Source organism: Peteryoungia aggregata LMG 23059 (genome assembly GCF_030814435.1).
In the GTDB taxonomy this organism is placed as follows: Bacteria; Pseudomonadota; Alphaproteobacteria; order Rhizobiales; family Rhizobiaceae; genus Allorhizobium; species Allorhizobium aggregatum.
On sequence record NZ_JAUSUW010000007.1, the window covers coordinates 127,981 to 148,430 of the forward strand.

17 protein-coding genes are annotated in these 20,450 nt (G+C 61.1%); 13 read left to right on the forward strand and 4 right to left on the reverse strand.

Features of this window, described 5'->3' with window-relative positions; genetic code table 11:
- Positions 1–4 precede the first annotated feature (4 nt).
- Complete coding sequence (locus J2045_RS13675) at positions 5–766, forward strand: arginyltransferase (RefSeq protein ID WP_307373608.1); 762 nt, start codon at positions 5–7, stop codon at positions 764–766.
- Between the two features lie 85 nt (positions 767–851).
- Here the strand turns inward: J2045_RS13675 and J2045_RS13680 are convergent, their stop codons facing one another.
- The gene (locus tag J2045_RS13680) at positions 852–1,895 is read right to left on the reverse strand and encodes a class I SAM-dependent methyltransferase (RefSeq protein WP_307373610.1); all 1,044 of its coding nucleotides are present in this window, start codon (positions 1,893–1,895) and stop codon (positions 852–854) included.
- A 320-nt stretch (positions 1,896–2,215) separates the two neighbouring features.
- Between J2045_RS13680 and J2045_RS13685 the strand changes: the two genes are divergently transcribed.
- Together J2045_RS13685 and J2045_RS13690 are read left to right on the forward strand one after the other, a co-directional pair.
- Positions 2,216–4,204: a putative bifunctional diguanylate cyclase/phosphodiesterase gene (locus tag J2045_RS13685; protein WP_307373612.1), complete on the forward strand. Its 1,989-nt coding sequence runs from the start codon at positions 2,216–2,218 to the stop codon at positions 4,202–4,204.
- Between the two features lie 108 nt (positions 4,205–4,312).
- Positions 4,313–5,455 (forward strand): cyclic nucleotide-binding domain-containing protein, encoded by a 1,143-nt coding sequence (locus tag J2045_RS13690; protein ID WP_307373614.1) that lies wholly within the window; start codon positions 4,313–4,315, stop codon positions 5,453–5,455.
- Between the two features lie 56 nt (positions 5,456–5,511).
- Here the strand turns inward: J2045_RS13690 and parC are convergent, their stop codons facing one another.
- Complete coding sequence (parC, locus tag J2045_RS13695) at positions 5,512–7,788, reverse strand: DNA topoisomerase IV subunit A (protein ID WP_307373616.1); 2,277 nt, start codon at positions 7,786–7,788, stop codon at positions 5,512–5,514.
- 206 nt (positions 7,789–7,994) lie between these two features.
- On the opposite strand from parC, the gene J2045_RS13700 reads away from it, so the two are divergent.
- Positions 7,995–9,191, forward strand: coding sequence for an aq_1923 C-terminal domain (locus J2045_RS13700; RefSeq protein WP_307373618.1), 1,197 nt, complete (start codon positions 7,995–7,997; stop codon positions 9,189–9,191).
- 127 nt (positions 9,192–9,318) lie between these two features.
- Here the strand turns inward: J2045_RS13700 and aspS are convergent, their stop codons facing one another.
- The gene (gene aspS / locus J2045_RS13705; protein WP_307373620.1) at positions 9,319–11,109 is read right to left on the reverse strand and encodes an aspartate--tRNA ligase; all 1,791 of its coding nucleotides are present in this window, start codon (positions 11,107–11,109) and stop codon (positions 9,319–9,321) included.
- Positions 11,110–11,402: 293 nt separating this feature from the next.
- Here aspS and J2045_RS13710 point away from each other — a divergent pair, with 293 nt between their 5' ends.
- Together J2045_RS13710 and J2045_RS13715 are read left to right on the forward strand one after the other, a co-directional pair.
- Positions 11,403–12,191, forward strand: coding sequence for a hypothetical protein (locus J2045_RS13710; RefSeq protein WP_307373623.1), 789 nt, complete (start codon positions 11,403–11,405; stop codon positions 12,189–12,191).
- Between the two features lie 115 nt (positions 12,192–12,306).
- Positions 12,307–12,900, forward strand: coding sequence for a hypothetical protein (locus J2045_RS13715; RefSeq protein ID WP_307373626.1), 594 nt, complete (start codon positions 12,307–12,309; stop codon positions 12,898–12,900).
- A 22-nt stretch (positions 12,901–12,922) separates the two neighbouring features.
- Here J2045_RS13715 and J2045_RS13720 read toward each other — a convergent pair whose 3' ends face one another.
- Positions 12,923–13,531 (reverse strand): TetR/AcrR family transcriptional regulator, encoded by a 609-nt coding sequence (locus J2045_RS13720; RefSeq protein WP_307373628.1) that lies wholly within the window; start codon positions 13,529–13,531, stop codon positions 12,923–12,925.
- 99 nt (positions 13,532–13,630) lie between these two features.
- Here J2045_RS13720 and J2045_RS13725 point away from each other — a divergent pair, with 99 nt between their 5' ends.
- The 7 genes from J2045_RS13725 to J2045_RS13755 all read left to right on the forward strand — a co-directional run bounded on the left by J2045_RS13725 (position 13,631) and on the right by J2045_RS13755 (position 20,443).
- Entirely contained in the window at positions 13,631–14,062 is a 432-nt protein-coding gene (locus tag J2045_RS13725) for an ABA4-like family protein (RefSeq protein WP_307373630.1), read from the forward strand.
- Complete coding sequence (locus tag J2045_RS13730) at positions 14,063–14,911, forward strand: hypothetical protein (RefSeq protein WP_307373633.1); 849 nt, start codon at positions 14,063–14,065, stop codon at positions 14,909–14,911. It begins immediately after the preceding gene.
- A gap of 133 nt (positions 14,912–15,044) precedes the next feature.
- Entirely contained in the window at positions 15,045–16,283 is a 1,239-nt protein-coding gene (locus tag J2045_RS13735) for an MFS transporter (protein WP_307373635.1), read from the forward strand.
- Positions 16,284–16,382: 99 nt separating this feature from the next.
- The gene (locus J2045_RS13740; RefSeq protein WP_307373637.1) at positions 16,383–17,792 is read left to right on the forward strand and encodes a multicopper oxidase family protein; all 1,410 of its coding nucleotides are present in this window, start codon (positions 16,383–16,385) and stop codon (positions 17,790–17,792) included.
- 1 nt (position 17,793) lies between these two features.
- Positions 17,794–18,681 (forward strand): MBL fold metallo-hydrolase, encoded by an 888-nt coding sequence (locus tag J2045_RS13745; protein WP_307373639.1) that lies wholly within the window; start codon positions 17,794–17,796, stop codon positions 18,679–18,681.
- Positions 18,682–18,796: 115 nt separating this feature from the next.
- Complete coding sequence (gene rnd, locus J2045_RS13750; RefSeq protein WP_307373641.1) at positions 18,797–19,942, forward strand: ribonuclease D; 1,146 nt, start codon at positions 18,797–18,799, stop codon at positions 19,940–19,942.
- 3 nt (positions 19,943–19,945) lie between these two features.
- Entirely contained in the window at positions 19,946–20,443 is a 498-nt protein-coding gene (locus J2045_RS13755) for a GNAT family N-acetyltransferase (RefSeq protein ID WP_307373643.1), read from the forward strand.
- The last annotated feature ends 7 nt before the right edge of the window (positions 20,444–20,450 follow it).

A 20,450-nucleotide genomic window follows, 5' to 3' on the forward strand; every position in this document is an offset into this window, starting at 1 on the left:
GCAGATGAACACGCAGACCTCCCCCTCCCCCCAGTTTTATCTGACGGCGCCAGCGCCGTGTCCCTATCTGGCGGGTGAGATGGAACGGAAGGTATTCACGCATCTGGTCGGCGCTCGCGCCACAGAAATGAACGATCTTCTCACGCAGGGCGGCTTTCGCCGTTCCCAGAACATCGCCTATCGACCGGCATGCGAATCCTGTCGGGCCTGTGTGTCCGTGCGGGTGCTGGTCAACGAGTTCGAGACGAGCCGTGGCTTCCGCCGTGTCGAGGCCGTCAACAGGGACGTTGTCTCCACGGTCTTTCCGGCACAGCCATCGACCGAGCAGTTCTCGCTCTTCCGCCACTACCTCGACCATCGCCACCAGAATGGTGGCATGTCGGACATGTCGGCGCTCGACTATGCGATCATGGTGGAAGATAGCCACGTCCAGACACGGGTCATCGAATATCGCCTGCGCAGCCCCGGCGATGGTTTGTCACCACAGCCGCGTGGAGAGCTGATCGCCGTCGCGCTTTCTGACCTGATGAGCGACGGCCTGTCGATGGTCTATTCGTTCTACAACCCGGAGATGGAGAAGCGCTCGCTCGGAACAATGATGGTGCTCGACCACATCCGCCGGGCCAAGGCGCTCGGCTTGCCGCACGTCTATCTGGGCTACTGGGTACAGGGATCCAAGAAGATGGGCTACAAGACCCGCTTCCAGCCGCAGGAGCACCTGATGAGCCAGGGCTGGGCGCGTTTCCCCATGGAAGCTGAGGGGTAAACTCACAAGACTTGGTTTATGACCAGTCCTGTTTTGGCACAGTTCAGCCCTCCATCACCCAAAGGCGATGGAGGGCTGTTTCATTTCAGGACAGCTTGCGGATGATGCCGTAAACGACATTCTTGTTCTGCCCGAAGCGCACCGTGCCCTCGACCGGCATGTCGCCGACACTGCCGTTTATGATGCGCCACATGTCTGCCTCAGAACGCAGCAGAAGTGCCCAGTTCATGAAGGTTTCCATGTAGCCGTCGACCATGATATCGGTCGCAAAGTTGGCAAACAGGAAGACGCCATTGGGCTTCAGCATCTCAAGGCAACGCTGGGTCAGCTTGATGGAAACCTTGTCGTTCAGATAGTCGTACAGGCCTGCGGCGTAGACGAAATCGAACTTGCCGAAGTCGTGGCGCCCGGCCAGTATCCCGCGCACCGAACCGTCTACGGCTTCTATGCAGGTACCGGCGAAATCGCGGCTGATCGAGCCCACGCTGAGAGGGTCCTGATCCAGAGCAACCCAACGCTTCAGCCGACCTTCCTTCAAGGCAACCGACCGATTGGCTTCGCGCAGATGACCTGCAGCAATGGTCAGGACCTCGGCTTCGCCACCACGAGAAGATGCAATCTCGTCAACATGTTGGGTCAGGAGATCACGGCGCTCACGGACAGCCACGGAGGACGACGCGTCCTTGGTGTAATCGTAGAGCGCCTTGCCAAGTGGTGAGGCCCCGGCAATCCTGTCGGCGACGCTCGGATGGCCATAAATGAAGTCGAGGAGCTGGGCATCCCCGGAATAGCCCCGCGGCTTTTCTGACGACCAGCGCGTGAAGGGATCTTCCAGAAAGTGCCGCGCGACCGGGTGTTCCTGGGCGATCGGTATCAGCTTCTGCCAGACGCTCGGGGAATAGCGCATGCGAACCTGATGCAGCGAACCCGCGATGCGGTGAATGATCTGATGCGGTTCCGCGCCCTGCTCGAATTGCTGCATCGCAATACCAAGGATCAGACCGAGTTCCGTGCGCGCCGTCTGGAACTCGTCGTTTCGCCATGTCGTACCGGGAGCGACGACATGTGCTGCAATGGCTTCAGGAGTAATCAGGCTTTCGCCGTCCAAAGAAATTTCAATCTGTCTCATACGCCACACCACCGTGAAGAAAGATAACCTCGTTAATACTTCAGTTACCATATGTGCAGTTGGGGGATTACGCGACTCGATTTGGTAACTTTTGAGGAGTTTGGTTAACAGCGCAGGTCTCCGGGCATTCAATGCGTCCGGAGAGGTGTTCCGGGTCATTTGATCCGGATGCAGGAGTGCCAGTCGGGCCTTTTCGCAGGTGCGAGAACTTTCCCGGCGGTTCAGAGAAAGCACGTGATGGATGATGTCTGAGAGACGGACCGACGACTCGGCCAGACGCGTTTATTCTCGCGACGCTGTGGAGACCGATGGAACCGATTATGTCGCACGCTGCGCTCAACGCACTTGAAGCGACGGGCAAGACCTGCCCGACCAACGCGCCAGCGGCAACGCTGCGCCAGATCTATCGTACCCACACCGACCCGAACCGCGTCCAGGCGGCCCGGCAAGGCTTGTGGGTTGCGGTGTTCGTGTACATGCTGTTCGCAATTAGCGACTATATCCTCATCCCGGATGTTGCGAACACGACGATCCTCGCCCGTTGCGTGGTCGGCCTCACCACTCTGGTGGTCCTCGAAGTCAGTTGCTGGGCGAAGGCCGGGGCAAGGGTGATCGAAGGGATCTCCGCGGCGGCGCTGGTTGCCGGCTATCTCTTCTGGTTGCTGCCGGCGATGCAAACCGAGGCGACCGAGAGCATCCGCCTCTACATGATCTTCGGCACCATCTTCATGATGGGTGCCAACCTGTTCTTCATCTTCCCGTTCGTTCTTTCGGTCATCACATCGATGATCGTCCTGACTATTCTGCTTGTCAGCATGGGGGTGATGTATCCCGGCGAGCCGGCCTACCTGATCACATTCGGGCTGTTCTACATGTCCTGCTTCATCTTCACGTCCTACGTGAACTGGAAGCTGAACGGGGAGCGCTACAATGTGTTTCTGAACGCGCTCGAGGCTGCACATCAGCACCGAGAAGCGGAGAAGCGCGGGGTCGCGCTGGAGCGGCTGTCCAACACGGATTATCTGACAGGCGTGGAAAACCGTCGGGCGGTCGACAAGCGTCTGCGCGACTTCTGGAACGACTGGCAGGCCAATGGCAGTTCCTTTGCCGCGATCCTCGTCGATGTCGACTTCTTCAAGAAGTACAACGATTTCTATGGCCATCAGGCGGGTGACCGCTGCCTCATTCTGGTTGCGAGCGTTCTCAACGACACACTGAAGCCGCTGAACGCCTCGGTCGGCCGCTATGGCGGCGAAGAGTTCATCGTGCTGTCGCGGGTGACCGGACGTGATCAGGTCATGGCGCTTTGCGAGATCATCCGCAGCGCGGTCGAGGGCCTGCATCTGGTGCATGATCAGCGGCGCGACGGCCAGGCGGTCGTCACCGTCAGCGTCGGGGCATCCTATACTCGCCCGCAGACCGGACCGAAGCTGGAGCGGATCATCAACGAGGCGGACCGGGCGCTCTATTCGGCCAAGGCCAACGGCCGCAACTGCATCCGACTCTTCAACCCCAACGATCCGCTGACCAGCGACGACAACGAGAACATCGCAGCCACGCTGCGCATGGCGATCAAGAACGATCTCGTTCATCTGGTCTACCAACCGATCAAGAACCTGCGTACGGGCCGCGTCGAGGCGGTGGAATCGCTGATGCGAATGAAGATGATCGACGGCACGCCGTTGTCACCCGCGCAGTTCATTCCGGTCGCCGAGCGCACCGGTGCCATTCTCGATCTCGGCCTCTGGGCGATCCGTCAGGCCTGCACAGAGGTGCTGGCGACCGGCGTTGCGCCAATGGCGAGCGTCAACGTCTCGGCGATCCAGCTCAAGTCGCGCGGCTTTGCGCTGGCCGTCTCGACGATCCTGGAAGAAACCCAGGTTTCGGGATCGCAGCTCGCCTTCGAGATCACCGAAGGCATCGACATGGAAGGGCAGTCGGATGTCATCCGCTGCATCACCGATCTGCAGGCCCTCGGCATCCGCATCTGGCTCGACGATTTCGGTACAGGCTTCGCGGGTCTCTCCTGGCTCAGGCTCTTCCCCTTCGATACGGTCAAGATCGACCGCTCGTTCCTGCAGGACGCGCGTCGCCCGGCAGGGCGCGCCATGCTCGAGGATATCATCCGCCTCATCCGCAATCGCGGCCTGAAGATCCTGATCGAGGGGCTGGAGACGGCAGATCATGTCGACCTCATGCACGAGCTCGGCATCGAACTCGGACAGGGCTACTATCTCGGCCGGCCGGCACCGATCGAAGACGTGCGGATCAAGGCCGTTCCAAGGCTCGCCAGCGTGGCGGGCCGCTGATCGCCCAGAAGAGGCCATCGACCCCAGATTTGGACGATGGCCACCTCTGCGATTTCTATGTGAATTCAGTAGTATCCGACCGGAATTCCCGGAGGTCGGATGTCAGATATGAGCATGGTCGAAACGACCTCACTGGACGGTGTCCAGGATTTTTCCGAAAAACTTCTCAAGCACACCAGCATCCAGGTCAGCGACAGCTATCTCGCCGCATTTCGCGCCCATGTCGAGCCCGCCGACTACGAGGCCGGGCAGATCATCTTCCGCAAGGGCGACGACAGCAGCTTCGCGCTTCTCATCGCTGCGGGGGATGTCGAAATTTATGACGAGGCGAGCGGCACGGTGCTCGCCGTCTCAGGTGACGGCGCGCTGATCGGCGAACTTGGCATGATCAGCGGTGATCCGCGCAGTGCGTCTGCCCGGACGCTGACGCCGGTGCGCGGATGGAAGATCGATCGCAAGGAATACCGCGAGTTCCTGAGCGACCGTCCGGAGCTTGCGACCCTGCTATTTCGCAAGATCTATGCCCAACTCTCAGCGAGCTACGGCAAGCTCAGGCAACAATTCGTCGCGCTGGAAGAGGCAGACAGGCGATACCACGCGCTTGCCTTCCTGTTCATGACGATGGTGCTGATGATCAACATCTATGCACTCGTCAACAGCCTGATCCTCACCCATCTGCGCGAAACCCACCAGGAACAGGTCATGTTCTGGACCTCCCGGATCATGGAGCTCTGGGGCGCTTTCGTCATCTGGGGCCTGACGGTGCGCTGCGGCCTCACCCGCCACGACATGGGCATCCGGATGGGCAATCTGTGGAGATCGATCGGCATGGGACTGGCGATCAGCGTGCCGGCCCTCGCCGCGATGGCCTATTTCCGCACCATGCTCTATCCGGAACTCGCGGGTACGCCTGTCCTGGACCCGAGGCTGATCACGATCAGCGTCTACGGCTATATCCTCGTTGCGCCCCTGCAGGAATGGATCTGCCGCGGCGTTCTGCTCACGGCGATCGCCGATCTGCTGCCGGGCAAGACACGCCCCATGGCGGCGATCGTGATCTCCTCGCTGATCTTCTCGACGCTCCACCTGCACTATTCCCAGACACTTGCGGTGGTGGCACTGCTGTCGGGCATCGTCTGGGGATGGCTGCACCTCAAGTATCGCAATCTTGCCGGCCCGATCGTCTCGCACTTCATCCTCGGCAATGCCGCTACGCTGATGGGCCTGTGGAGCATCTGGGAGCGGGGCTGACAACGCAAGAAGCCGCCCGCAATGCGACCGGCTCGGAGCTATCAGTCGTGCTCGGATCAGCCCGAGAACTTGCCGCTGCGCGGGAAGCCCTTGGGCACAAGACGTCCGGCCGAGGCGCGGTCGCCCAGCCATTCGACCAGTTCTTCCTTCGTCTTGGTGAAGGTGCGTCCGGCAGAATCGGCCCAGGTCAGGCCGTCGGCGATCGCGAAGAACTTCACGTCGGAAATGCCACCGTCCTTGTAGCGCTGCAGGCGCACGCCCTTGCCGCGGGTCATTTCCGGTATCTGGGTGAGCGGGAAGACGACGAGCTTGCGGTTTTCGCCGACGACAGCCAGATGATCACCACTCACGGGCACCACGAGCTTGGCCTCGTCCGGCATGCCGACATTCATCACCTGCTTGCCCTTGCGGGTGTTGGCGACGACTTCGCCTTCCGGCACGATGAAGCCGTTGCCGGCGGTGGAGACGAAGATGAGCTTGCGGCCGGAATCATGGACGAAGGCGGTGAGCACATCCTGGTCGTTTTCCATGTCGACCATGATGCGCAGCGGCTCGCCATGGCCACGGCCACCGGGCAGCTTGTCGCCGCCCAGCGTGTAGACCTTGCCGCCCGTCGTCACCAGCAGGATCTTGTCCGTGGTCTGGGCCGGGAATGCCACCTTCAGCGCGTCGCCTTCCTTGAAGGTCAGCGCTGACGTGTCGGAGATGTGGCCCTTGAGAGCGCGGATCCAGCCCTTTTCGGAGATGACGACGGTGATCGGTTCCTTTTCGATCATCGCCTGCTGGATGGCTTCGACATCGGCATCGGGAGCGTCGGAGAAGACGCTGCGGCGGCGGCCGAGCTCGGTGGCCTTGGCGTATTTCTTCTTCACCTCGCCGATTTCCCAGGCGACCGTCTGCCACTGCTTGTCCGTGGAGGCGAGCAGGGATTCGATCTCGGCCTTCTCGGCAGACAGGGCTTCGTGCTCCTTGCGGATCTCGAATTCCTCGAGCTTGCGCAGGTTGCGCAGGCGCATGTTGAGGATGGCTTCGGCCTGGTTGTCGGTCAGATCCCATTTGGCGATCAGGACAGGCTTCGGCTCGTCCTCCTCGCGGATGATGCGGATCACCTCGTCGAGATTGAGATAGGCAATCAGCAGGCCGCCGAGGATTTCGAGGCGGCGGTCGATCGCCGCCAGACGGAACTTCGAACGGCGGACGAGCACGTCCTTGCGGTGGTCCAGCCACTCGGTCAGCACCTCGTTGAGGGCCATGACCTTGGGGACCTTGCCCTGCGACAGCACGTTCATGTTGAGCGGAATGCGGCTTTCGAGCTCGGTGAGCTTGAACAGCGATTCCATCAACAGCGTGGCATCGACCGTGCGGCTCTTCGGCACGAGCACGAGGCGGATGTCTTCGGCGCTCTCGTCGCGCACGTCTTCGAGCAGCGGCAGACGACGGGCGATCAGGAGTTCGGCGATCTTTTCGATCAGGCGCGACTTCTGCACCTGGAACGGGATCTGAGTGACGATGATCTGGTAGCCGCCACGGCCAAGATCCTCGATCTCCCACTTGGCACGGACCCGGAAACCGCCGCGACCGGTGCGATAGGTCTCAAGCATCGAGGCACGGCTCTCGACGATCACGCCGCCAGTCGGGAAATCGGGGCCCTCAATGCCGCCGCGCTCAGGATGGGCGGGATCGGCAAACAGTTCCTCGACGGAAGCGCCGGGGTTCTTGATGAGGTAGAGAGCGGCGTCGCAGAGCTCATGGGCATTGTGCGGCGGAATGGAGGTTGCCATGCCGACCGCGATACCCGAGGCACCGTTGGCCAAAAGGTTCGGGAAGGCACCCGGCAGAACCGTCGGCTCGTCGTCTTCTTCGTTGTAGGTCGGGCGGAAGTCGACGGCGTCCTGGTCGATGCCTTCGAGCAGGAGCGCCGCGACATCGGTCATGCGGGCTTCGGTGTAACGATAGGCGGCAGCACTATCGCCGTCGATGTTGCCGAAGTTCCCCTGCCCGTCGACGACAGGATAACGCTGGGAGAAGTCCTGCGCGAGGCGCACCAGCGCATCATAGACCGACTGGTCGCCATGCGGGTGGAACTTACCGATGACGTCACCGACGATACGGGCGCATTTCTTGAAGGCCGAGTTCGGCCGGATGCCCATTTCGCTCATCGCATGGATGATGCGGCGATGCACCGGCTTCAGTCCGTCGCGGACATCCGGCAGCGCGCGGTGCATAATCGTCGACAAGGCATAGGCGAGATAACGCTCTTCGAGCGCCGCCTTCAGGTCAACAGGAAGAATGTTGTCGCCACCCTCTTCGGGCGGAAGCTGATTTGTCCCCATGGGTCTCACCTATCGGAGAAGACCCGGAACGGCAAGGAAACCGGGGATTCTGCCTGTGGATTAAGGGGCTGTGACCGTCATCACGCCACAATCCGCCGCCACCGGTCTATGGCGAAAAGCGGTGGACGTTTTTTCAATCCCACTTATAAATATCGCCGACCATTTCCGCTCGCGCCCGGCGCGGCACCAGCACGAAGGATCTCCTCATGACCTTGTCCCGCTCGACCCGAATTCTGCTCGCGAGCGCTGCGCTCTGCGCGTTCACCGGTCCCGCCTTCGCGCTGGATGGACAGGATTTGCTCAAGAAGATCAATGCCTCCTTCGCCAGCGGCGGCACGACCATCACCGCGGACAACGTGGAAGTCTCCGGCTCGGACGTCCTTCTGAAAGGTGTCAAGTTCGGGGCCGAGGGGCAACCGGGCGAAAAGCCGCTGGCAGTCGAACAGCTGACCCTTGAAGGTGTCAGCGAAGAGGAAGGCGGCGCCTACTACATCGAGCGCGTCACCTTCCCCGAGGTCAACGTGACTGAGGAGAAGTCGAGCTTCAAGGTGCAGGATCTGTACCTTGCCGGGGTCTACGTGCCCGGTGACGCCAATGCCGAGGGCATCGATTCGCTGATGTTCTACGAAGAGGCCCATAGCGGCCCGGTTGAAGTGACCGTCGACGGCAAGCCGGTCTTCTCGATGGCGGAAGCCGTCGGCACGATGGGCCTGTCCGACGACGAGACCACGATCACCTTCGAAGGCACCGTGACCGGCGTGAAGGCCGATCTCAGCACTGTCGAAGATCCGAAGGCAAAGGAATCCATCGAAGCACTCGGCCTCACCAGCCTCGACGGCGACATGAACATGTCCGGCAGCTGGGAAGTCGAGAGCGGCACGATCGACATCGAGGACTATTCGATCGATTTCGCCAATGTCGGCAAGCTTTCGATGGCCTTCTCGATGTCCGGCTACACGCTCGATCTCGTCAAGCAGATGCAGGAACAGGCCCGCATGATGCAGGCGCAGCCGCAGAATGAGCAGGCCCAGCAGGCCGCCGGTCTCGCCATGCTCGGCCTTGTCCAGCAGCTGTCGCTGGTCGATGCACAGGTTCGCTTCGAAGACGCCGGCATCACCAAGCGCGGCCTCGACTATGCCGGCAAGAGCCAGGGGGCCGATGGCGCGACAATGGCGCAGATGGTCAAGGGCATGGTTCCGATCCTGCTTGCCCAGGCCAAGCTCGGCGCGCTGCAGAACGAGGTTTCGGCCGCGGTCAACAGCTACATCGACAACCCGAAGGCGCTGACCATTGCAGCCGCTCCCGCCAATCCGGTCGCCTTCCCGATGATCATGGGTGCTGCCATGGGCGCTCCGGAAACCATTCCGGGCCTGATCGGCCTGAAGGTCACCGCAAACGACTGATCTCAGTCTCAGTCGAGATACGGAGCCCGGCCCCGCGAAAGCGGCCGGGCTTTTTCTTGGCTTTGCGGTCAATAAAAAAGGCCGGGATCACTCCCGGCCTTTGTCATTTCCAGATCCTCGAACCCGATCAGTCCTTCTTCGGCTGCGGCACGACACGCAGCGCGAGTTCCCGCAGCTGCGTCGGGGTGGCCGGCGACGGGGCGTTCATCAGCAGGTCCTGCGCCTGCTGGTTCATCGGGAAGAGCGAGATTTCGCGCAGGTTCTTCGCACCGACGAGCAGCATGACCACGCGGTCGATGCCGAAGGCGCAGCCGCCATGCGGAGGAGCGCCGTACTGGAAGGCACGGTACATGCCGCCGAAGCGTTCCTCGACATCGGTCTGCGACAGGCCAACCTTTTCGAAGGCCTTGACCATCAGTTCCGGCGACTGGTTACGGATCGAGCCCGAGGCGATTTCGAAGCCGTTGCAGACCGCGTCATACTGATAAGCCTTGAGCGACAGCGGATCCTGGCTTTCCAGCGCTTCCAGACCACCCTGCGGCATCGAGAAGGGGTTGTGGGCGAAGTCGATCTTCTTTTCTTCCTCGTTGTATTCGTAGAACGGGAAGTCGACGATCCAGCACATTTCGAAACGGTCGCGATCGACGAGGTTCAGTTCCTCGCCAGCGCGGGTGCGGGCTTCACCGGCAAACTTGTAGAACTTGGCCGGATCGCCTGCGACGAAGAAGGCCGCATCGCCCGGCTCGAGGCCGAGCTGCTGACGGATCGCTTCGGTGCGTTCTTCGCCGATGTTCTTGGCGAGCGGACCGGAGCCGGCAATCTTGCCGTCCTCTTCCTTCCAGAAGATGTAGCCGAGGCCCGGCTGGCCGGTTGATTGCGCCCAGGCGTTCATGCGGTCGCAGAATGCTCTGCTACCACCGGTCTTAGCCGGGATCGCCCAGATCTCGACCTTCGGGTTGGACGCGATCATGCCGGCAAAGACCTTGAAGCCGGAATCGCGGAAGTGGTCAGTGACGCCTTCCATGACGATCGGGTTGCGCAGGTCCGGCTTGTCGGAGCCATACTTGCGGATCGCGACATCGTAAGGGATGCGCGGCCATTCCTTGGTGACCGGCTTGCCTTCGGCGAACTGCTCGAAGACGGAAGTCATCATCGGCTCCATCGTGGCCCAGACGTCTTCCTGGGTGACGAAGCTCATCTCGACGTCGAGCTGGTAGAACTCGCCCGGCAGACGGTCGGCGCGCGGGTCTTCGTCGCGGAAGCAGGGCGCGATCTGGAAATAGCGGTCGAAGCCGGCGACCATGAGCAGCTGCTTGTACTGCTGCGGCGCCTGGGGCAGCGCGAAGAACTTGCCTTCGTGGATGCGGCTCGGCACGAGGAAGTCGCGTGCGCCTTCCGGCGACGACGCCGTCAGGATCGGCGTCGAGTATTCGGCAAAGCCGGCAGCGGCCATGCCTGTGCGCATCGACGAGATGATCTGCGTGCGCTTGACGATGTTCTTGTGCAGCGTGTCGCGGCGCAGATCAAGGAAGCGGTACTTCAGGCGCACGTCTTCCGGATAGTCGGGCTCGCCGAAGACCGGCAGAGGCAATTCCTTGGCAGCCGAGAGCACCTCGATTTCCCGGGCGTAGAGTTCGATCTCGCCGGTTGCCATCGCCTTGTTGGTGGTCTCTTCCGAACGGGCCTTGACGAGACCGTCGATGCGGATGACCCATTCGCCGCGCACGGTCTCGGCCAGCTTGAAGGCCGGGCTATCCGGATCGGCCACGACCTGGGTGATGCCATAATGATCGCGCAGGTCGATGAAGAGCACGCCGCCATGGTCGCGAACACGATGGACCCAGCCCGAGAGGCGGACGGTCTGACCGACGTCGGACTTGCGAAGAGCGGCACAGGTGTGGCTGCGGTAACGATGCATGATCAGGTATCCCGAATGTGACGGTCGAAAGGGCACCGACAGATAAGGCGCGCGACCGATAGAAAATCGGGCGGAAAAGCGCATGGTGTGGCTGATTTGTCAAGGCTGGGTGATGTGGGGCGTGGCTCGTGTCGTTTCTCAAACTAGCCGAAGAATGTCATTCGCAGATGTCGACCCGGAAGACATTTGTCCTATTGCAGGTTGTATATGCGCGAGACTGACAATAATAGTAGCAGATCGGAACTTGGTATATAACCAGCTAAAATGACACCGTAATTAGCAGAGGAAAGTCTGTGGCAAGGCACTCAAGTTTTTGGGCGGACGTACAGAAGAACCCTGATCGCTTCTACATAATTCATTACTCTTCTCAGTCTCTTTTCGACGCCGAAGCCAACGCGGGTGCTGGGGCGCTGTCTCCCCGGATCACCTCAGTCGTGGTGCGGCACTACGAGAGTGGACAAACGGTCAGCTTCGCCACGCACACCGTAGCTGAATATCTGGGGGTACCATGGGACGAAATCGAGGAGCGCTACGACAAAATTGAGAGGGAGCTGCTGACCCACTTCTATGATTGGGCTCGGGACCGACGAGAGAAATACTGGATTCACTGGAACATGCGAAACGTCACTTTCGGGTTCGAGCACCTTGAGCACCGGTACCGCGTGCTGACAAAAAAGGAGCCTCCGAGCATTCCAGTCGAAGTACGTATTAACCTGAATGACGCACTCAAAGATCGGTACGGGTCTGACTACGCACCGGATCCGCGCATGCCCTCCCTGATGGATCTTAACGGCCCGCGAATTCAGGGGTTCCTGTCTGGCAAAGAGGAGTCAGAAGCCTTCAAAGCTAAAGACTTTATCCGTATGAACGCTTCAACGATCGCCAAGGTGGGGTTCTTCAGCTACGTGATTTCTGCCGCCCTGAAAGGCAGATTGAATACTAGTGGTAGCGGATTCCTGCACTTTATTGACCGCCTGTTGGAAAGTCGCAAAAATCGAGGAATTGCGACGATCTCCGCAGTTATTGGCCTGCCTACCGGTTTGGTTCAAATCGTTACTTGGATCGCGAAAGGAGTGAATTGACAACTCCTTTCTTGCTTTTCGTTGAACAATGAATGGCATCCACCATGGTCTGCCCAAATGGGAGCGTTCCAGTATGCCAGACAAGTATTTGATCTCGTTGGGGAAGCGCTGACACATGGGCGGATCGAGCAGCGGGAAAAAGAGCTTCACGCATGATCAGAAGCTTGCTTTCGTGGACGCGGCCAATCCTCACCAGTGGTATTACACTGCGGAGAATCTGCACATGCAAGCTCTCTCCCTCTGGCAGAACCGCGGTCAGAGCCTAATCACGATGACTAAAATTGGGCATGCACCTGTCACTTGGGACGAAACCAACCGTGCCACTTTCCTGTTGGCTGCGTTCGCAATGGAGAACATGCTGAAAGCGTTCCTCGTGTATGAAAACCCATCGTTCATAGCAGATGGCTATCTAAAAGAGATCACCACCCACGACCTTTGGAAGCTGGCCAACCGCTCATCACTCGTCCCACATAAGGTTCGTGATCGGTGGGTATTCGAGGCATTTTGCGGAGGTAACGAGAGCTGGGCGCGCTACCCATGCGGTCGCGATGCCGATGGCATCCAACCCGAAGGCCACTTTACCGAAAAGCTTTGGAAGAAGTATTGCGCGATGATGCAGACGTATAAGGAGAAGATCCAGAGACTACTGGCGAAGGGTTGGAATGGCCCCTACGGTCACTACGGAAAATGGACATTCACTGATTTCTGAACGTCCATAATTGCACCCCCCCTCACTCCGGCAACAACACACTCGCCAGATCCAGCGGCGCGACAAACGGCTCGCAGCCGGTGCCGCCATCGCCCTCCGGTGGCAGCTTGCCGTCGATCATCAGATGCGCATGGCCGTGGATCTGCGACCAGACGAGCTGCTCGACGGCCGCCCTGCCCTCCGGGGTATCCAGCTTCATGCGCCTTGCCACAGGCAGCGAGATCTCCTCAAGCACGGCATGGGCGGCGTTGGCCGGCGGGCCGATGGCAGGGTCGTCCCAGTCGAGGCGGTTGGCGGTGAACATCAGGCGGAAGAGATGCGGGCGGGACCTGGCAAAGGTGAGATAGCCGCGGGAGGCGGCCCGTAGCTGCTCTGCCGGATCATCAGGGGCTGCCGCCATGGCCTCCCGCATCGAGGCGGCAAACAGCCGGAAGCCTTCGACGGCAAAGGCTGTCATCAGGTGCCGCAGGGTCGGAAAATGATGTTCGGGTGCCGCATGGGACACGCCGACGCGAGCGGCGAGCTTGCGGAGCGTCAGGCCTTCCAGGCCCTGCTCTTCGAGCATGTCGAGCCCGGTGCCGATCAGCGCCTGGCGCAAATCGCCGTGGTGATAGGATTTCTGTCTTGCCATGCCCCTTCATAACCACTCGAAACCACGCCGTCAAAATCAATCTTGACATTGCCAAGTTATGCCGCATGCTTATCTTGCCACCGCCAAGATGAGGCTCCCATGTCCGCCGATACCGTGTTTTCGATCACCAGCAGCACCGCCATGGCCGGCTGGTTGCTGCTTATCCTCGCACCGCGCTGGGCAGCCCTCACCGCCCTCATCCGTTTCGGTCTGATCGGGGCGCTATCGCTCACCTATGCGGTGCTGGTCTTCGTCTATTTCTTCCGCGTCGAGGGCGGCGGGTTTGGCTCGATTGCCGAGGTGCGGGCACTCTTCATGAGCGATCCGGTGCTCGTCGCCGGCTGGGTGCATTACCTCGCCTTCGATCTCTTCATTGGAACATGGATTGCCGTCGAGGCGGACAAGCGCGGCTACAATCGTCTGCTTCAGGCGCCGATGCTGGTGGCGACCTTCATGTTCGGGCCGCTGGGCCTCCTGCTCTTTTATCTCACCCGCGCGACGGAAACCGCGCTTAAGCCCCGAAAGGCCTGAGTGATGACCATGCTCTTCAACGACAGCGTCATGCTCGCGCCAGCGCCGGATCTCGCTGCTGCCGAACAACGAACCCGCCGTGTGCTGATCGTCGGCATCGGATTGTCGGTGGCGCTGGCCTTTCCGAGCCTGATTGCGCTTGGCCTCGACGACCGGTTGATCAACGGCATCAGCGTCTGGAGCAAGCCGCTGAAATTCCAGGCTTCGCTCGCCATCATGCTGGCGACCATGCTCATTCTTCTGCCGCTGATCGAGGCGCGGACGCGGGCCGGGCTCGGCGTCTTTCTGGCGAGCCTGATGGCGGCGATCACGGCCAATGGCGAGGTCTTCTATATCACCCTGCAGGCGGCGCGAGGCCGGGCCTCGCATTTCAACGACAGCACAGCTTTCGAGGCGATGGCCTATAGCGTGATGGGTGTCGGGGCGGCGCTGCTCGTGCTGTCGAGCCTGGTGATCGGGGTCTATATCTTGATGCGCCCGCGCGCCGGCGCGCCCGCCGGCCTGCGGCTCGGCGGTGGCTGGGGGCTCGTGCTCGGCAGCGTGGCCACCCTGATCACCGCCTTTGCGCTCGGCGGCGGTCAGATCGATGGTCCCGGCCACTGGGTCGGCGGCATCAAGACTGACATCGGCGGGTTGCCGCTGTTCGGCTGGTCGCGCACCGGCGGCGATCTGCGCGTGCCGCATTTCTTCGCCACTCATATCATGCAGGCATTGCCGATCCTGGGTCTTGGCCTCGACCGATTTGCACCCCGTTTCGCCAGACCCGGCATTGCCCTCGGCGCCGTCCTCTCCATCGCCGTGGTCATAGGCACGTTCATGCAGGCAGTCCAGGGGCGGCCCTTCCTCTGACGGCGAAATGGGGGCGGATGGCGACGGGCCGCGATTTTGACCTGTCGCCATCCGTCAAAGAGGTTTAGGACTCCGGACCTGCCCGGCACCGACTCAATGATCAAATGCTCCGCCGTGGCCCGCAGGCCCCCTCATGCATGATATCCGCCCCCTCATCCCGCTTCTGATCACTGCCGGCATCCTGATCGGCGGCAACGGCCTGCAGGGCACCTTCATCGCGCTGCGCGGCATCGAGGAGGGTTTCAGCACCTCCGTCATCGGCATGGTGGGTGCAGGCTATTTCATCGGCTTCGTGCTCGGCTGTGTCTATGTGACCAAGATCATGCGGGCGATCGGACATATCCGTACTTTCTCCGCACTTGCCGCGATCGCGTCAGCCGCCTCGATCATGATGCTGCTGGTGATCGACCCGATCTCCTGGTTCCTGATGCGCCTCGTGCAGGGCATCTGCTTCGCCGGCCTGTTTGCGGTTGTCGAGAGCTGGCTGAACGCCCGCGTCACGAACGCCACGCGGGCGCGCACGCTTTCGGTCTATCGCTTCGTCGATCTCGGTTCGGTGACGGCGGCGCAGTACATGATCCCGCTGTTCGGCGTTTCCGGCTTCGATCTCTTCGCCATCATCGCCATGGCGCTCTCGCTGTCGCTGGTGCCGATCTCCTTTGCCGACAAATCGAGCCCCGCGCCGCCGAAGGACGTGAAATTCGATATCAAGGTTCTCTGGTCGGTCTCGCCGCTGGCGACCGTCGGCTGCATCGTCATCGGGCTCACCAATTCGAGCTTCCGCTCACTCGGGCCCATCTATGCCGATGGCATCGGCATGTCGGTGACGTCGATCGCCACCTTCATGAGCATCGGCATCTTTGCCGGCATCGTGCTGCAATATCCGCTCGGCCATTACTCGGACAAGCTGGACCGTCGCGTCATCATCCTTGTCTCGACGATCGGGGCACTGCTCGCCTCGATCTACCTCGCCTTTCTGGCGGGTGATGGAGAGCTTGCCAATTTCATCGGCATATTCGCCTTCGGCGCCTTTGCGCTGCCGCTCTATTCGCTGTGCTCGGCGCATGCCAATGACCATGCCGCCCCCGGCCAGCATGCGCTGGTCTCGGCGGGAACGCTGTTCTTCTGGTCGATCGGCGCGGTTGTCGGGCCGCTCTTCGCTTCCTTCCTGATGGATGCCTTCGGGCCGCATGCGCTGTTTGCCTATGTGATCGTGGTCCTGACTTTCTTCGCCGTCTATACCCTCGCCCGCATCCGGGCCCGCGATGCCGTGCCGACCGAGAAGCGGCGGATGCGCTTCCGCAGCCTGCTGCGCACCTCGACCTTCTTCAGCAAGCTTGCAACACCGCCGAACGAAAAGGATGGCGGCTGAGATGATCATCGTCAGCCCTGCGACAGCATGGCCTGACCACGCTATTGCTGATCGCTCGTCTCAACTTTAAAAACAGGGCGACAAACGAGAGTTCCGACCGTGACCTTTGTTTCCCGCCGCACCCTTCTCAAATCTGCTGCCGTGCTCGGCGCCTATGGCGCGGGCCTCGCCGTGATGCCGCGTCTCAGCCAGGCGCTGGCAGCCACCGATCCGATCGAAATCGAGGCGCTGACTGGCGATGTGCCTCTCGACGGCAAGCAGGTGACGCGGGGGGTGATGCGTTATGCGCTCGGCGGACAGACCTCCACAGATCCCTCCCCGCCGATCCTGCGCGCCAGACGCGGAGAGCCGTTCAGGGCACGGCTCATCAACCGGCTGGACGAACCGACGACCATCCACTGGCACGGCATCCGCCTGCCGAATGACCAGGACGGCGTGCCCTTCGTCACCCAGCCTTACGTCTATACCGGCGACCGCTTCGACTATGGCTTCTCGCCACCCGATGCCGGCACCTTCTGGTATCACCCGCATTGCAACACGCTGACGCAGATGGGCCGTGGGCTTGCCGGCGTGCTGGTGGTGGAAGATGACCGTGATCCGGTCTTCGATGGCGAGGTGGCGCTGAATCTCCGGGATTTCCGGCTCGGCGGCGACAGCCAGTTCATCGAGCAGTTCAAGCCGCGCGATGCGGCGAAGACCGGGACCTTCGGCACGCTGCGCACTGCCAACTGGCAGGTCGAGCCGCGCTATGATGTTCCCGCTGGTGGCCTGGTCCGTGTCCGCATCCTGGCTGCCGACGTCACGCGTATCTACAATCTCAAGCTCGCTGGCGCCGAGGCGCAGATCATCGCCATCGACGGGCATCCGGTGTCGGAGCGGATGCCGCTCGACATGGCCGTCGTCTCGCCAGGCCAGCGGCTCGATCTCGCGGTGCGTGTCGCCGACAGCGAGGGCGTGGAAATGGTGCTGGAGGATGTGAGGCCCTCGACGGCCAAGGTGGTCGCGCGGTTCAGGGCCATTGGCTCATCGCTCAAACGCAATCTTGGAGATCTCGGTCCGCTTTCGGAAAACGCGGGCGTCGATGCCGATCTTTCAAACGCGACTCAGATCCCGCTGCTTCTCAGCGCCACCGCTGAATCTGCGGCGCGCGATTCGATCTGCGGGACGCTCGGCTATTCCTTCTGGGCGATCAACAAGGTTCCCTATCCAGGCGACACACCTGATCCGACCGCACCGATCGCCGAGCTGAAGTTGGGCCAAACCTATCTGCTCAATGTCGAGAACGTCACGCCGCATGCGCATCCGATCCATCTGCATGGCATGAACTTCAAGGCTATCTCTTCGAACAAGCGAGAGGTCCAGCCGCTCGTCTCGGATACCTACCTTGTGCTGCCGGATGAAAAGGTCCAGCTTGCGCTGGTGGCCGACAACCCGGGCGACTGGGTCTTCCATTGCCACATCATCGAACACCAGAAGACCGGGATGACCGGCTATTTCCGAGTGACATGACATGAGCCTTGCCGAGACGATGCGCATCCACGAGCCCTATCCGGGGCTGTATGCCTATTATGACGGACGCATCCTCGGCAAACGTCTGCATTCCGACAAGCCGAACTGGCTCGACGACGGCGCTTACGGCCTGGGAGTCGCGAGCTACGCGATCGTCTCGGGAACCGAGGCGCTGGTCTATGACACGCATATCTCCTTCGACCATGCGCGTGCCATCCGCAGCCATCTCTCCGGCCTCGGCGTCAGCAAGATCCGTGTCGTGCTCAGCCACTGGCATACCGATCACGTCGCCGGAAATGCGGGCTTCATCGACTGCCCGATCCTGTCGAACAAGCTGACGCGCGACACGCTGATCGAGAAGCGCAAGGTCCTCGTCGCCAAAGATCCGCCGATCAATCCGGTCGTCATGCCGACCGAGACCTTTGACGGCGAGATGACCCTTGAGGTCGGCGACATCACGGTGAAGCTGATGCAATTCGACATTCACAGCGCCGACGGCACCGTGCTCCTTGTGCCGCATCTCGGCGTGCTGCTGGCGGGCGACACGCTCGAAGACACCGTGACCTATATCTCGGAGCCTGCGAATACCGCGCGGCATGTTGCGGAACTCGACCGGCTGTCCGAGCTTGAGTTCAGCCGCATTCTTCCCAATCACGGCGACGAGCAGGTGATCGCATCCGGTGGCTATCCGCCGTCACTGGTGACCACCACCCGGGACTATCTGACGCGGCTGCTCTTGCGTCTGGATGAACCCGGACTGCCCGACGAGAGTCTCGAGCGCTTCATCGCACCGGAACTGAGCGTCGGAACCCTCACCTATTTCGCGCCCTATGAGGCAGTCCACAGCCAGAACATTGCAGCGCTGAGGGGTGTTTCCGCCGACGATTAAGGGACTTCACCCTTTGAAGAAGGCTTACAGGCTCCGTTTCCCGGTCGTTCATATTGACAAGGAAGGCCAGAAGGGAAACTAAGGTTGATCCTTTAGTTTCCATGACCGAGCCGAAATGATCGATACCACTGCCGCGCTCGAAGAGGCCTGCCGCCTCCTCGCTCAATCCGATTTCATCACGATCGACACGGAATTTCTCCGCGAAACGACCTTCTGGCCGGAACTCTGCCTGATCCAGATGGCGAGCCCGGAGCATGAATACATCATCGACCCGATGGCCAAGGGTATCGACCTCAAGCCCTTCTTCGAGCTGATGGCAAATCCGGCCGTGGTGAAGGTCTTCCATGCGGCCCGCCAGGACATCGAAATCATCTTCCATCTCGGCGATCTCATCCCGCATCCGATCTTCGACACGCAGGTTGCGGCCATGGTCTGCGGCTTCGGCGATTCTGTCTCCTATGACCAGCTCGTGCAGAAGGTGAAGAACGTCCATATCGACAAGACCTCGCGCTTCACCGACTGGAGCCGCCGTCCGTTGTCGGACAAGCAGCTCGATTATGCACTGGCCGATGTCACCCATCTGCGCGACGTCTATTTGAAGCTGAAGGGCCAGCTGGATGCGGAAGGCCGCGCCGAGTGGCTGACCGAGGAAATGGCGATCCTCGAATCCCGCGAAACCTATGACCTGCCGCCGGAACAGGCCTGGCAGCGGCTGAAGATGCGCCTGCGCAAGCCGACCGAACTCGCCGTCATGCAGTATGTCGCCGCATGGCGCGAGCGCGAGGCCCGCGCCCGCAACGTGCCGCGTTCGCGGGTGTTGAAGGACGATGCGATCTACGAAATCGCCCAGCAGCAGCCGAAGGATGTGGAGGCGCTCGGGCGGCTGCGCACCATCCCGAAGGGCTGGGAACGCTCGAGCTCGGGTACTGCGATCCTCGAACAGGTCAATACGGCGCTTGCGCTGCCGAAGTCGGAGATGCCGCATCTGGAACGCCATACCCATGCGCCTGAAGGCACGCAATCGGCTGTCGAACTGCTGAAGGTGCTGCTGCGGCTGACCTCTGAAAAGCACGGTGTTGCTTCCAAGGTCATCGCCAACAGCGACGATCTGGAAAAGATCGCAGCCGAAGGCGAAAAGGCGGAAGTCGCAGCCCTTCAGGGCTGGCGCAAGGAGCTGTTCGGCGATCTCGCGCTGAAGCTGATTTCCGGCGGCGTCGGTCTGCGCTTCGTCGGCAAGCGCGTCGAAGCGGTGGAGTTCTGATCCGTGACGGCGCTATCCCTGCGCCGTGCAACGGAGGCCGATATCCCGTTCATCATGGAGACCGAGCGCAAGCCGGGCTATGACCAGTTCATCGGCCGCTACGGCGTTGACGAGCACATGGCGCAGATTGCGAACCCCTCGTTTGCGTACCTGATCGGCGAGGATGACGATCGCCAATCGCTCGGCTTCGTCATCCTGATGGATCTCAACAGGCGCGACGGCAATGCCTGCGTCAAGCGCATCGCGGTCTCCAGCCCGGAAAAGGGCGTGGGCACACCGCTGCTCGCCGGTGCCGTCGACTTTGCCTTTCTTGAAACCAATGCCCATCGCCTCTGTCTCGACGTGGTGAGCGGCAATCTTCGCGCCCAGACCGTCTATCGCAAGGTCGGCTTCATCCAGGAAGGCGTGCTGCGCGAGGCAGCGCTCTTGCCCGATGGCAGCCGCTCGGATTTCCTCCTCATGTCCATTCTCCGCCCCGAATGGGCGGCGCGGCGCGGCTGAAGGACAT